Annotated in this window: 11 protein-coding genes; 8 read left to right on the forward strand and 3 right to left on the reverse strand. The window is 38.8% G+C overall.

Annotated features, from left to right (window positions below; all coding sequences use genetic code 11):
• The first annotated feature begins 65 nt into the window (after positions 1-65).
• On the forward strand, positions 66-1,253 hold the full coding sequence (locus J2X77_RS17965; RefSeq protein ID WP_209578444.1) for a formimidoylglutamase: 1,188 nt from the start codon (positions 66-68) through the stop codon (positions 1,251-1,253).
• Between the two features lie 216 nt (positions 1,254-1,469).
• Complete coding sequence (rmuC, locus tag J2X77_RS17970) at positions 1,470-2,792, forward strand: DNA recombination protein RmuC (RefSeq protein WP_209578445.1); 1,323 nt, start codon at positions 1,470-1,472, stop codon at positions 2,790-2,792.
• A gap of 90 nt (positions 2,793-2,882) precedes the next feature.
• Here the strand turns inward: rmuC and J2X77_RS17975 are convergent, their stop codons facing one another.
• Positions 2,883-3,959 carry a DUF4407 domain-containing protein gene (locus J2X77_RS17975; RefSeq protein ID WP_310081873.1) on the reverse strand — a complete coding sequence of 359 codons (1,077 nt, stop codon included), beginning with the start codon at positions 3,957-3,959 and terminating at the stop codon, positions 2,883-2,885.
• Between the two features lie 168 nt (positions 3,960-4,127).
• On the opposite strand from J2X77_RS17975, the gene J2X77_RS17980 reads away from it, so the two are divergent.
• From J2X77_RS17980 to J2X77_RS18000, 5 genes are all read left to right on the forward strand, one after another.
• Positions 4,128-6,239: a M3 family metallopeptidase gene (locus J2X77_RS17980; RefSeq protein ID WP_209578449.1), complete on the forward strand. Its 2,112-nt coding sequence runs from the start codon at positions 4,128-4,130 to the stop codon at positions 6,237-6,239.
• A gap of 123 nt (positions 6,240-6,362) precedes the next feature.
• Positions 6,363-6,683: a hypothetical protein gene (locus J2X77_RS17985; RefSeq protein WP_209578450.1), complete on the forward strand. Its 321-nt coding sequence runs from the start codon at positions 6,363-6,365 to the stop codon at positions 6,681-6,683.
• Between the two features lie 250 nt (positions 6,684-6,933).
• Positions 6,934-8,937, forward strand: coding sequence for a DNA primase (dnaG, locus tag J2X77_RS17990; RefSeq protein WP_209578451.1), 2,004 nt, complete (start codon positions 6,934-6,936; stop codon positions 8,935-8,937).
• Between the two features lie 9 nt (positions 8,938-8,946).
• On the forward strand, positions 8,947-9,303 hold the full coding sequence (locus J2X77_RS17995) for a YraN family protein (RefSeq protein ID WP_307184603.1): 357 nt from the start codon (positions 8,947-8,949) through the stop codon (positions 9,301-9,303).
• Positions 9,304-9,333: 30 nt separating this feature from the next.
• Entirely contained in the window at positions 9,334-10,362 is a 1,029-nt protein-coding gene (locus J2X77_RS18000) for a glutaminyl-peptide cyclotransferase (protein ID WP_307184604.1), read from the forward strand.
• A gap of 283 nt (positions 10,363-10,645) precedes the next feature.
• Here the strand turns inward: J2X77_RS18000 and J2X77_RS18005 are convergent, their stop codons facing one another.
• Both J2X77_RS18005 and J2X77_RS18010 read right to left on the reverse strand, forming a co-directional pair.
• Positions 10,646-11,668 carry a kelch repeat-containing protein gene (locus tag J2X77_RS18005; RefSeq protein WP_310081877.1) on the reverse strand — a complete coding sequence of 341 codons (1,023 nt, stop codon included), beginning with the start codon at positions 11,666-11,668 and terminating at the stop codon, positions 10,646-10,648.
• 3 nt (positions 11,669-11,671) lie between these two features.
• Positions 11,672-13,033, reverse strand: a complete 1,362-nt coding sequence (locus tag J2X77_RS18010) for a DUF4270 family protein (RefSeq protein ID WP_307184607.1) — start codon at positions 13,031-13,033, stop codon at positions 11,672-11,674.
• A gap of 119 nt (positions 13,034-13,152) precedes the next feature.
• Here J2X77_RS18010 and J2X77_RS18015 point away from each other — a divergent pair, with 119 nt between their 5' ends.
• Positions 13,153-14,586 (forward strand): cell wall metabolism sensor histidine kinase WalK, encoded by a 1,434-nt coding sequence (locus tag J2X77_RS18015; protein WP_307184608.1) that lies wholly within the window; start codon positions 13,153-13,155, stop codon positions 14,584-14,586.
• Positions 14,587-14,590 lie beyond the last annotated feature (4 nt).

Below are 14,590 nucleotides of genomic sequence, written 5' to 3' on the forward strand. Positions count from 1 at the left end.
GTTAATAAATGGATATTTGTGTGAATTGTATCTTGAAAAATAAGATATTTTACAAATTATAGCTTATGTCATCACTGTCCGTATTCTTTCGTCCAATTTCAGTTATAAGTTTTGCGCCCGAGCATGGCTTCTTAAATTCTCAACTAGGAAACGTTATTCAAGCCTATGAAACAGACTTTCCAAACTGGGAAGGAGATAAAAAGCCGCACTTAGCTATTGTCGGGGTAGAAGAAGACCGGGCTTCTCTGAATAATAACGGAACAGATAAAGCGCCAGATGCCGTGCGAAAACATCTATATGCGCTGTATCAGGGGGATTACAAGATGAATATTGTTGATCTGGGAAATATCAAAGCAGGCAATACAATTCAAGATACCTATATTGCTTTAAAATCCGTAGTTGAAGAGCTGGTGAAAGAAAATATTGTCCCTATTATCATTGGAGGAGGCCAGGATCTTACTTATGCACAATATTTGGGGTATCAAAATTTGGAACGGAAAATAGAGCTAGCGGTTATCGATGCACGTTTTGATATTGATCAGGAAGATGCTGAAAATGTAAGCTTAACATCTCGCTCTTATGTGAATCATATTATCCTTCATCAGCCAGACTATTTGTTCAATTTGAATTCCATAGCCTATCAAACCTACCTCGTCAGTAAGGAATCTATCAATATGTATGATAAGCTATTCTTCAACGCAACGCGAGTAGGTATGATTGCCGGTAAAATGGATCAATCAGAGCCACTAATTCGCGCAGCCGACCTAATTAGCTTTGACATTGGTGCTATTCGGTCTTCCGAAGCGCCAGGGAATGCCAATGCAATTCCGAATGGCTTGTATGGCGATGAAGCTTGCCAACTTGCACGTTATGCTGGGATGTCGGATAAATGTTCTTCCATTGGTTTTTATGAATTCAATCCAACATTTGATCCAATGGAGCAGACAGCGATGTTAGTATCTCAAATGATATGGTGCTTTATTGATGGCTACTATAACCGTAAGCAAGATACGCCTTTGTATCCCAAATCATCTTATATCATCTATCGTACAACACTGGAACACGAAGCGCACGAGTTGGTCTTTGTGAAGAGTAAAAAATCAGACCGTTGGTGGATCCAAGTTCCCTATTTTGGTTCAAAATCGGTCAATGAGCGCTATTATCTCGTCCCATGCCGTTATGAGGACTACCAATTGGCGATTTCTGGCGAAATGCCTGACCTGTGGTGGAAAACACATCAAAAGTTACAATAATGTGGCTTTGAATGAAATCTAACTATTATACTTTCCGATAGCGGGCAACTTTAGATTAAGAAGAGAGTTGACACGCTGTGTGCGCTGATAAAGGACTAAACTGTATTGCTCTTTAGAATCGTACTCAACCCTTAGAATATGGTCAGTTATATGTAATTAAACGTAATGGCAAAATATCATTAAGGATAATTTTAGCCATCTTAAGAAATACAAATCATGGAAATAGTTTTCTTTGCAGGAATCGTCCTGTTGTTAGTCATTTTGATAGTCTTGGTGCTTAAAAAGAATAACCAAGCCACTATTGAGCCTGGGTATAGTAAAGAAGTGGAAACACTGAAAATTGAGCTCGCTAGATCCCAACAGCGGGAGCAAAGCTTGTTGGAAGAACGTTTGATGCTAAGAAATGAACTGGAAAAGGAACGAGAGAATCTTTTGGTTGCCGAACGTTCTTTAGAAAGTACACGTTCATTTTATGAAGCGCAGCTTGATAAATACCAAGAGCAAAAGAATGAAATCGCCGAAATCAAACGGCAGTTCAATAATGAATTTCAGGTTATTGCCAATAAAATATTAGAAGAAAAGACGCAGAAATTTACAGAAACTAACCATCGTTCACTGGGCTTGATCTTGGATCCATTGAAAGAAAAGATCAAACTTTTTGAAGAAAAAGTTGAAAAAAATTACAATCAGGAAGCAGCAGAAAGGAATTCTTTAAAGGGGGTTGTTCTCCAGCTGGTTGAACAGAGTCTGAAAATCAAAGATGAAGCCAATAGCTTGACCAAAGCCTTAAAAGGAGATACCAAAAAACAGGGAAATTGGGGCGAAGTAATTTTAGAAAGGGTGTTGGAGCGTTCGGGACTTATGCGCGATCGTGAATTTAGATTACAGGTATCTCTTATGGATGCTGAGGGAAGGAGAATGCAGCCGGATGCAATTATTGATCTTCCCGAAGATAAACACTTAATTGTGGATTCAAAAGTCTCATTGGTTGCCTACGAACGCTGGGTCAATGCCGAGACGGATGAAGATCGAGCAATTTTTTCAAAACAGCACATACAATCCGTAGAAAACCATGTGAAAGAACTTTCCGCAAAAAATTACCACGAGTTATATGGTATTGAATCACCGGAATTTGTATTGTTATTTATGCCGATCGAATCTGCTTTAAGTATGTCAGTGGTTCAGAAACCAGATTTGTTTAGTGATGCCTGGGATCGCAAAGTTGTCATTGTTAGCCCTTCTACGTTATTGGCAACCCTTCGTACCATCGCTAGCATATGGAAGCAAGAACGTCAAACTAGAAATGTGATTGAAATTGCAAAAGAAGCAGGAAGTCTTTATGACAAATTTGTAAGCTTCTTAAATGATATGGAACAGGTACAAAACCAGTTGGAACGTGCATTAAAAAGCCATGAAGATGCGACCAAAAAACTGTCCACCGGAGCAGGGAATGTGATTGGTAAAGTGGAGAAATTAAAACGTCTGGGGGCTAAAGCAAATAAACAAATAGATCCTAAATTCCTGGACGAAGAAGATTAACGTAGACGGGCTTAACAAATAGTAAGCCCGTTTATAATTTTTATCTGTTAGATTTAAAGTCCGTTTTTCTACTAATAATAGTGGTTTCCCTTAGAGCTCTTTCATTCGCTTATTGATGGAAACATCAACATATGTATCCCTTAATCGGTCTACAGCTTCTTTCTGAACGGTTACATTGGTGTCTGACTCATAATCATGAATAGTCCTTTGGTTTTGGAGTTCATTATCATAAGGGTCTTTCCCTGCCAACAGTTTAACGATTACCGGCAAGCATTCAAGAAAGACAAAAAGCAAAGCAATAAAAAATACAGCGTTCGCATTTGACTCGTTGACTTTACCATTGGCATCATACCGGAGATTGCCTAAAGCCGAGTTGCGATCGGCAAAACCAGCCACATTCACGGCGCTATCCAACGAAGCGTTCGATAAAACTTTTTGATCTAATATACCTTCAAATTGTTGCTTTTGGCGTATCGCGTTCTGCTGGAGTGTTATTTTGTTGCGTAGCGTGTCCAAGTAGCCCTCTTTTTTCTTCAATTCCTCTTCTTTCATCTTGGCATAAGGGCCATAGCCCGTTACACCCGATGTTTCGGTCGTTTTGTTTCCAAAAATTTCATAATTCAATTTTGTTCGGTCATTTTTTATGCTAGATTCCAACGAATCCCGTTCTGTCGTAATCGATTTTAAAAGGGCAACCTCATTGGCATATTTCTTATTGAATGTACTATTAAGCGTATCAATTTTAGCACGTTGATCGGCGAGAAACCGAACTCGGAGGTTTTCTCGGATCTCTTTGTCAAAGATTTTTAACTCTAATGGCCTTGAAATTACCAATCCAATCAAAATGGCCAATAGAATTCGAGGAAGAGCCTGCAGAAGTTGCATAAAGCCACTTTTCGATTTATTTATACTCAGGACAATATAGCGATCCATATTAAATATCGCTAATCCCCAAATAATACCAAATACAAGGGCTAACAGCCAGTCAAATGCTCCCCCACTAAATACGAAATACATGGCATAGCCGCCAGAGAGGCTGGCAAATAATCCCGTGAAAAAAATAGTAGCACCTATGGCTGTGTACTTACTATGTTCTTCTGGATATTTTTCAAGAGTCTCTTGATGCACTCCGGCACATCTCCAAAAGAAACGGTTAATATCGCTCATTAAAATATTTTTACTCAAATTGACAGATTATTTTTAATAAGATTATGAATAAGTTTTTGTTTTACAATAGGATGACGTTTTTCCCTTCTCAATTTACAGTTCTAGTTCGAAGCCGTTCATTTGTCTAATTTTATTATCTTTGAAAAATAACAGGAATAATCAGATAATATGAAGAAAAGACAACTTTTGCCATTTTTTGCGATAGTGGCAACTGCATTTGTTGGTTGTGAGGAAAAAAAAGTGATGACAGATAATCCTCTTTTATTGGCTTATGAGACCCCATTCAATGTCCCTCCTTTTGACAAGATCAAAACTGAGGATTTTAGGCCAGCTTTTGATGAAGCTATAAAAGTACATAATTTGGAGATTGACACAATAGTCAATAATTCGGATAAAGCAACATTTCAAAATACTATAGTTGCACTTGAAAATGCAGGTAGGTTGTTGAATAATGTATCTACTGTATTTTATAATCTAAATAGCGCCAATACAAATGACAGTATTCAGGCAATAGCAAAAGATCTGGCGCCTATTTTATCGAGTCATTCAGATGAAATCTCGATGAATAGTAAATTATTCGACCGTATTAAAACCGTATGGAGTAACAGAAATACATTGGGACTTGATGAACAGGATAATAAGCTCCTGGAGGAAACTTATAAGAGCTTTGTACGTTCTGGAGCAAATCTTAAGGATGCCGATAAGGAAAAAATGAAAAAGATTAATGCTGAACTTTCAACATTAACAACCCAATTCGGACAAAATTTGCTTGCTGAAACAAATGCGTATATGCTCGTAGTTGATTCCGCTAGTCAATTGGAAGGATTGCCAGAGTCGTTGAAAACAGCGGCTGCTGAGGAGGCCATAGCAAAAGGTAAGAAGGACAAATGGGTTTTCACTTTACAGAATCCTTCAATTATGCCTTTCCTACAATATTCAAAAAATCGCGAGTTGAGAAAACAGCTTTGGGAAGCGTATCAGCTTCGCGGGAATCAAGATAATACAAACGATAACAAAGCAATTATTCAAAAAATTGTCAACCTTCGTCTCCAGAAAGCAAAATTGTTGGGCTATTCATCCCATGCAGCCTATGTACTGGAGGAGTCCATGGCCAAGAATCCAGCCAATGTGTATGCGTTGTTAAATAAGTTATGGAGTCCAGCGTTGGCGAAAGCGAAAGGTGAGGAAGCAGATATTGCGAAAGAAATAGCCGCTGAAGGTGGGAATTTTGCAGTAGCACCCTATGATTGGAGATATTATACAGAGATTATTCGCAAAAAGCGTTTTGCCTTGGATGAGGATGAGATTAAACCATATTTAAGTTTGCCTGCTGTCCGTGAAGGCGCATTTGGTGTAGCCAATAAATTATACGGTTTGACATTCGTCGCTTTAAACAATGTCCCAACTTATCATAAAGATGTGGAAGTATATGAAGTAAAAGATAAAGACGGTTCACATTTAGGTCTTCTATACGCTGATTTCTTTCCGCGCGAGTCTAAACGCGGTGGAGCTTGGATGACCTCTTACCGTAGCCAGTCAACAGAAGACGGAAAACGTGTCGCGCCGGTAATTTCCATCGTATGTAACTTTACAAAGCCAGTAGGAAAGAATCCAGCACTTTTAACATTTGATGAGGCTACTACACTGTTTCACGAATTTGGACATGCTTTACATGGGCTCCTCTCCAATGTGAGATACAGATCGATGGCCGGGACTTCCGTACCACGTGATTTTGTTGAACTGCCTTCGCAGGTGATGGAAAATTGGGCTGCAGATCCTGAGGTGCTCAAAACGTATGCAAAACATTTTAAAACCAAAGAGGCAATGCCAGATTCATTGATTCAGAAGATGGAGAAAGCTGGTACTTTTGACCAGGGATTTGCAACAGTTGAATACCTTTCGGCAGCATTGTTAGATATGGATTACCATGCTACGACAAAGCAGATTTCAAAAGATATCAATGGCTTTGAAAAAGCTGCGATGAAAAAAATAGGTATTATTGATGCGATTATCCCACGCTATAGAAGTACCTACTTTCAGCACATCTTCGCAGGTGGATATTCAGCCGGTTACTACGCCTATATCTGGTCTGAAGTATTAGACTCGGACGCTTTTGCAGCTTTCAAAGAAAAATCATTATACGATCAGGTAACAGCAGATTCTTTCCGCAAAAACATTCTTGAAAAAGGAGGTACAGATGATCCTGCCAAAATGTACCGCACGTTTAGGGGCGCGGATCCAGATCCAAAATATCTATTGAAGAAGAGAGGTTTAAACTAATCTTTAATGACTAAAAGGCGATATAGAAATATATCGCCTTTTTTTTGTTGATGTACTTGTTATTATAAAAACTATTCTTACATTTGAATATTATTTATAACAAGTCTAAATAAATAGATAAATATGTGTGATACGAAGATACTAAGCCAAAGAGGGGATACCCATATCAGTGTTTGTCTCAAGTGTCAAACCTATTATATCTGGCAACAGAGTTTTGTACTGACATTTACAAGGAATAAGTTTGTTGATTTTTTGAACATGACACGAACCACTGGTGATGAGCTCTTTTTTAGTTCTTTTCCAGACGGCGAATTTCGATTGATCATGAAGACACCCTATCCAGATATTGTATTTTCTTTTGACGAAGAACAATGGCAAAATTTTCGAGATGCACTCCAAGAATCTTATTATATGAATGAGTTTTATGGAATGCTGAATAATTAAGATAAAAAGTCCTGTTGCATCGCTTGTGTTTCATCTCTCTTTCCTTATGCGTTGACAACAGGCACAAACAAAACCCTCAGTTATACTTGCATAAGTTCATGCGGATATATCCTGGGGGTTCTTATTTATATCTATAAATCTTTGTATGTTTCCGAAGTATCAATTTACAAGCAGATTGATGGTGCCATTCAATATATTGGCATAGCTTTTTAAAACATTTTATCTAATTTTACATTAAAAAGCAAACGGTTTGATAAAGCAGGAAGTTATTGACAAGGTACTGGAAACAGCACGGATAGAAGAGGTGGTGGGCGACTTCGTTGATTTAAAGAAACGGGGTACGTCTTTGATTGGAAATTGCCCTTTCCATCATGAAAAGACACCCTCCTTTCACGTATCTGTTTCGAAGGGTATCTATAAGTGTTTTGGATGTGGTGTTGGTGGAGATTCCCTTAAATTTGTGATGGAACTGGAAAAGTTTTCTTATCCGGAGGCCATCCGTTATTTAGCCGATAAATATTCGATTCAAATAGAAGAGGTTGAGCGTTCTCCTGCTCAGCTTGCAGCACAAGATAAAAGGGAAAGCCTGTATGTACTGAATGCGTGGGCCGGTAAGTTTTTTGCCGAACAGCTCTGGAAAACTGAAATGGGGCAGGTCATTGGACTCAACTACTTTAAGGAGCGGGGCTACACTGAGGATATCATTAAAAAATTTGAATTGGGCTATTCGCCGGAGGAATGGACAGCATTGGTCGACAAGGCACAAGTGGCCGGTTTTCATCCCGATTATTTAGCAGCAAGTGGCCTGGCCATTGAACGTGACGATAAATCATTGTATGACCGCTTTCGTGGTCGGGTTATGTTTCCTATACATAACTTGACGGGCCGTGTAATTGGCTTCGGCGGGAGGACGCTAAAGACAGATAAAAAGATTGCCAAATATGTAAATTCTCCTGAAAGTGAAATCTACCATAAATCCGATGTGCTGTATGGATTGAATTTTGCCAAGAAGGCAATTATGGAAGAGGATAATTGCTACTTGGTAGAGGGGTATGCAGATGTTCTTTCGGTACATCAAGCTGGAGTCGAAAATGTTGTTTCCTCCTCGGGAACTTCGTTGACAACAGGTCAGATCAAGCTTATTTCCAGATTCACAAAAAATGTGACCATACTTTATGATGGGGATGAAGCAGGGATCAAAGCCTCACTACGGGGTACAGATATGCTGCTCGAAGAAGGCTTAAACGTTAAGGTATTGCTTTTTCCTGATGGAAATGACCCCGATTCTTACGTGCAGAAGTTTGGTGCCGCAGCTTTTAAGGATTATGTGAAATCCAAGCAGCAGGACTTTATCTTTTACAAAACGAATATTCTACTTCGCGATGCCAATAATGACCCAATAAAGAGGGCCGAGGTAATTCGTGATGTAGTCGAAAGTATTGCATTGATTCCAGATGAGATTAAGGTATCTGTTTTTATCCGGGAATGTAGCAGCCTTTTGGATATCGAAGAGCGGATTTTATTGGCCGAGCTCAATAAAATCAGACTAAATAGGGCAAGAAAAGCAGATAAGGATGCAGCACGGAAACCTCAAAGCTCACTGCCAAACGCCGGCATGTCGCATGTTGGAATGGATGGTCCGCCTCCGGATTTCTTTATGACTGACGATGAGCGAGGCGGAGTTGCCCCTATGGAGCCCATTGAGCAGCCGGCACAGCTGACATCGGAAATTCTCCAGGAACGTGAGATTGTACGTATCTTAATCAACTATGGTGACTATCTAGCTACTTGGGAAGGCGATGGAGATATTCCTGTTGCAGGCGTATTATTGGGAAATATAAGCGACATTGAGTTTAAAGACAAAGCCGCAGCTTATATTTTGAAAGTGTATCGAGAGGCTGCAGCAAAGTACGAGATTCCTGATGCCAAGCAGTTTTATTCGAACCCGGATCCGTCAATCTCGGATTTGGCAATTAATAGTGTTGCCAGTAAATATTCGCTTAGTGAAAATTGGAACGACGATAAGCGTAAAATTTATGTAACGCATGAATATGAGCATTTAAAACCGCTTGTTGTTACGGCGATCTATCGAATTAAAAAACGTAAAATTGAAACCGAAATGCATCATATTCGTGAAGAGATGAAACACGAAAAAGATGAGGCAAATTTGGAAGTCCTTATTTTTAAATATCAGAAGCTAAAAGAAGCTGAAAGGTTGTTGGGTGGGTTTCTGGGAAATACTATTGTAAAGTGATCAACTGTTATGGCCAAGCATCTTGAAACGGGCAACTGGGGTGAACAAATGGCGATGGAATACCTCGTAGAGAAAGGCTATAAAATAGTGTTAAGAAATTGGCGATTTAAGAATTTAGAGGTAGATTTGATCGTGAGGGACAAGGATACACTTGTATTTGTTGAAGTTAAAACACGGTCGGGAACTGATTTCGGCGAACCTTACGAATTTGTAGATGTAAAAAAGCAACGTCGACTGATTCGTGCTGCCCAGGCTTATATCCTTAAAACCCATTACACCGGTGAGCTTCGATTTGATGTTGTCTCCATAACGAGAGCCCCCAAAGTTGAACTCAATTATATCAAAGATGCGTTTTGGGATAGTTGATAATACGTACTTATAAATAACTATACATAGATGAGAAAAATCACTTATTTTATGGCAATTGCAGCACTTGCTTTTGCTTCTTGTAAGTCAAAAAAATCCAGTTTGGAATTTGCGTCTCCTGGAGCAAATCAAGCTGTTTTAAAAGGTGCTCAAGTGCAATTGAAACTGAAATTTGAATCAGTGACAATGGACTCTGTAGCTTATTTTGTAGATAATAAACATGTGGGCTCATCAACCGACACCACGGCGATTACCGTAGATACAAAGGACATGGCTTATGGTACACGGAATATTTCCGCTTTGGTATACAACGCCGGAAAACCTGATTCTGTTTCCAGTACCTTTTACGTTGTACCCGCAAGCGCAAAAAACTATGGTTTTGAGGTAGTGAACAAATATCCGCACGATACGACAGCATTTACACAAGGTCTACAGTTTGCAGATGGTGTTCTCTATGAATCGAATGGGCGCTATGGCGAGTCTAACCTGAGAAAAGTTGATCTAAAAACAGGTAAAGTACTGAAAGAGATTAAATTTGATGAAAAGACATTCGCTGAAGGAATGACCTTGGTTGGTAATAAGTTATTTATGTTAACTTGGCAACAAGGAGAAGGCTATGTCTTTGATAAAAACTCTTTTGTAAAGGAAAGTTCCTTTAAATATGAAAATAGTAAGGAAGGTTGGGGTCTAACCTACGATGGTCAGCACTTGATTAAATCTGATGGCTCCAATAAGCTATACTTTTTAGATGCAACAACCGGTAAGGAGTTGAATGCTATCGGAGTTTACGACGAAGCCGGCCCAGTGGATGAACTTAACGAACTGGAGTATATAGACGGCAAAGTCTATGCAAATGTCTATCAGAAAGATGTTATTGTTATCATCAACCCACAAACAGGAGCAGTAGAGGAGCGGATTAATTTGGTGGGCATTTATGAGCATACGTCTGCTTACGATAATGAATTGAATGGCATCGCTTATGATGAGGTGGGCAAACGCCTATTTGTAACAGGTAAGCTATGGGATACGTTGTATGAAATCAAAACCGTTGAAAAATAGCGTTCCAACAATATACTTTCCTCATAAACATCATGTGATGCAATCAATTTATAAAAACGGAATGGAGGTGTGGTTTTAATAAAAGTGAAAGGGGTTATCCAAATGGCATTTGATAACCCCTTTTACTTCGAGAAGTTTTGCATTCACCATTTGATATATGCATTCCCCTAAAAAGTCGTCTATATACCACTTGATAGGTAAAGCTAATGTAAAAACGTACCGACATTAAAAAAGGAATGCAGATAGACCACATTCCTTTTTTCTTTTGATTCCTAATTATTTACTAGTACACAGGTGTAAACATCCATGTGTCGTCAAGTGGATTTGTACCATTTAATCCGGTAGAGATAAATCCATTTGAACCAATAGCAAAGCTGATTGCGTTATACCTTGCGGAGCCAGCTAAAGCAGTATTTTCTGTCGTCCAATAATCTCCACTTGCTACATATTTATATGTTGTGTTTTGAGCAACAGAGTTCTTCAATCCACCTACTAAAAATCCATTGCCACCAATCGCAAATGTAGAAGCATTAGAACGCGTCAAATCGTATGAATAAGTTCCGTCCGAACGTTTAAGTGAATTTTTAGTAATCCATCCGCTTTTGCCATCGAATTGGCGAAGAGCTTCTCCATAACCATAAGAAGAAACACCACCACCTACGTAAGCTACGTTATTGATTACAAAAGCAAATGCACCAGTTACTTTATTAGGAAAAGTAACAGCATCAATTTCTGTCCATACGTTTGTTGCTGGATTATACTCAAAAAATCTATTTTCATTTTTTGAACCACCCTGCGTACCATTTGTGGCACCAGTACCTACATATCCTTTTCCACCTACCGAAAAAGCAACTGCACCATTTAATGCGATTGGTAAATCAGCTATTTTCTTCCATGTTTCTGTTGCGGAGTCAAATGAATAAAAATCACTTAAAGCGTTTGTACCATCATCAGTTCCGCTACCGACATAGCCAATTTTTCCTATAGAGAACCCCACTGCGCCACTTCTTGCGATACCCGGGAAATTAGACGAAGTTGGAAGAGATATCCATGATTTTTTATCTGCGTCAAATTTTTGCACATCAACTGCTCTAACCTTATTGTTGATTAATCCAGTCGTTGCATATACCTTATTATCGATCACGAAACTCGCAGCACCAGATCTAGGATCACCACTAAATGCTGCTTGAGCAGACCACTCTGTAGTTTTGTCGGTTTCATCGTTGTTATCTTTTTTACAAGAAGAAAAAGATGAAACGGTCAATACAAGAGCTGATAGAATGAGTAGCCAATTTTTCTTGTTCATAAATTATTGAAATTTAGTATAAAGGATGTTTAATTTAATTTTTGGTTCATTACCCTGTTTGGACAAGATCAATCTGTCGCCTGTTGCAAAAAGATTCTGCAACGGTAGAGATACGTATAACGACGTATTTTTATAAGTTGTCTTAAATCTGGTTAAATATTCAATCAAATTAAAAGTATATTTACCATAATTTGTATTGTCGGAGACAGCAACTGCTTGTTGAACTTCATTAGGATTACCGAAAGGTGGATGCAGTAGACCAATTGGGTTACCTAAACTATTTGCAATCATGAGTACCAAACTTCTTGGTTGCGCAAAATTCGTTTGAGCGCTATTTTCTGCCTCAATGACTAATTCAGCTTTATTGATTGCAATCGTCGGATCATTCACTAACTGTAGTAACGTAGGAAATTCTATTTTTGCTACAACACCTGTAGATCCTTCTATAAAGGTATAACCATCTGTTTGGCCGCTAGCTATCTCCGGGTTTGATAAAGTCATTGAAGCAAACTTGGTTGCTGAACGATCCGCTTCAACATGATTATACTGAAAACCTCTATTATCAATGTTAAAATATTGTTTCCCTGAAGTCTTTGCGCCCTGCGCATTCATGAAGGAGTAATGTACCTGTAGATAAATTGTATCTTTAAGTCCGATCATTGTTGTGTTCCCTGCATCAGGAACGAGCGCTAAACCTTTAAAATATTCTTGAAAACTTGAACTAGTAGAAACTCTATTATCTTTATTTTTGATCAGTGAAAACAATTCATTACTGATCATATCGTTGAATCTAAAATGAAGTGAATCAATCGATCTAACACGGGGTCTGAAAGAAATTTCCGCTAGATTATTAGTCTCGTAAGCAAATTTTTTCGTGCTTGCAATACTTAGTGAAGGCAGATAATAAGGACGCTCATAAATAGGTTTAGTAGGGTCGAGCTGAGTTTGCGTGATATCTTCCGAAACACGGTGAACCGAAATTTTTTGCATTTGAGTCGTATCACCATAATAATATTTGTTGAGCGGCATCACCAATGAAACAGAATCCAGTACCGCATCATCCGGTAAGGTAGCACTGTTAATCGTACCGATTCCCAAACGCATATAAGAAGTCGATTTCACGCTTCCTGTGACATCATTTTTATTGTTCCCGACTAAAATCATCCCGGTAGCAGACGATGGGACGATATTCAATTGATAAGTAGAAACTTTGACGGAAACGCTATCAATAGGTACTAAGCCGATTGTTTCATTTCTCGAACTATCCAAGGAGAGTGAAACGTCTTTATTACAACCAACAAAAGCGGCCAATGTAAAAAGTGGAAGTAAAAATTGTATACTACGTCTCTTAAAGTCTTTAATCATATTAATTTTTGAATAGTGCAAAAGTAATCAATGACAACTGTTAATCAGTGTTATATTTTGTTAAATATGGTTAATTACCACAGCGATTGCAAATCTAGTAATTTAAATTTGTTTTAGTTATGGGTAGAAGATTTAAATTACTGATCAGTTTGATCGTTTTAATCGGGGTAGGAATTACTGTAGTTCTGGGGATTTGGCTCTATGGAAGTTATACCAATCGGCGGGATCTATTTCTATCCACAGCTGAGCGTTCACTATTCAACGCAGTTCAGGAGGCGTACCAGGCTCGCAATGGAGACCGGCAATTGGATGGGCGGGAGGCTGATCGGAATCGCCTCCTACAAGATGTAAAACGAGAGCTTTCGGGATTATTGCCCGCTTCAGAGCTCGATAGGGCTTTACAACGAGTAAATGCCGAACGGCCTAAAAACGAGCATTTTGAGCGTGAGAGCCACAACAGACGAGAAAAAATATTTCCTAAAGATCGCGAAGGACAGGGTGCAATCATTCCGCCCTTTTTGTTCCGTGACTTTGATATGAATACAGCTAATCTCAATTTGATCGAAAGAAAATTCAAAGAATCTTTAAACAATAAGAGCATATCAGTGCCATTTGAAATGGCTATTGTTACGATTCCTCATGATCAAATCAAAGACGTGCGCCGCAAGTACCGTGAAGCAAATCTCGCTTGGACTAGGCCGATGATGGTCAATCCGCAAAAAAATGAATTTCTTGTTATCAAATTTCAGGAGGATTGGAAGTATCTCTTGTATAGCTTGAGCTGGCAGCTACTCATCTCGTTGCTATTGATAGGGCTGCTGCTGGGCACATTCTTCTATCTGATGAAAACGATTCTAAACCAAAATAAAATGGCCGAGCTCCGTAAGAATTTTGTCGACAACATGACACATGAGCTTAAAACACCAGTGTCTACAGTCATGGCAGCCATAGAAGCTATACAAATGTATGGTGTAAAGGATGATAAGGAAAAGATGAATCGGTATCTGGATATTTCTAAAAGAGAGCTGGAACATCTGTCCAATATGATCGAAAAGGTTCTTCAGATGGATATTGATGCCAACAGGGGGATTGTTTTACAACGTTCGGATTTCGATCTTGTCGCCATGGTGGAAGGAGCTATTCAAGTTGCCCAACTGAATAAAGCCAAAAAAGTGGATTTTAACCTTATTACGATACCGGATAAGATCATGATCAATGGCGATGAAGCCCATTTAAAAAATGTGGTCAATAATTTGCTTGAAAATGCGATAAAATATGCTGGACAGGAAGTTTATATTGAGGTGGAAGTAAAGGAAATGAAGGAAAATGCCCATATTCGTATTACAGATAATGGCAAAGGGATTAGCTCCGAATACCATAATCAGATTTTTGATATGTTTTTTCGGGTCCCGTCCGGTAATCTACACGATGTAAAAGGATTTGGTTTGGGCCTTGCCTATGTCAAGCAGGTGGTAAAAAGACACGATGGGAAAATTACTGTCGAAAGTGAGCTTAGCAAAGGAAGTACCTTTCGTATTCTTTTACCTCATTAATAAA

The organism is Sphingobacterium sp. 2149 (assembly GCF_031455655.1).
GTDB lineage: Bacteria > Bacteroidota > Bacteroidia > Sphingobacteriales > Sphingobacteriaceae > Sphingobacterium.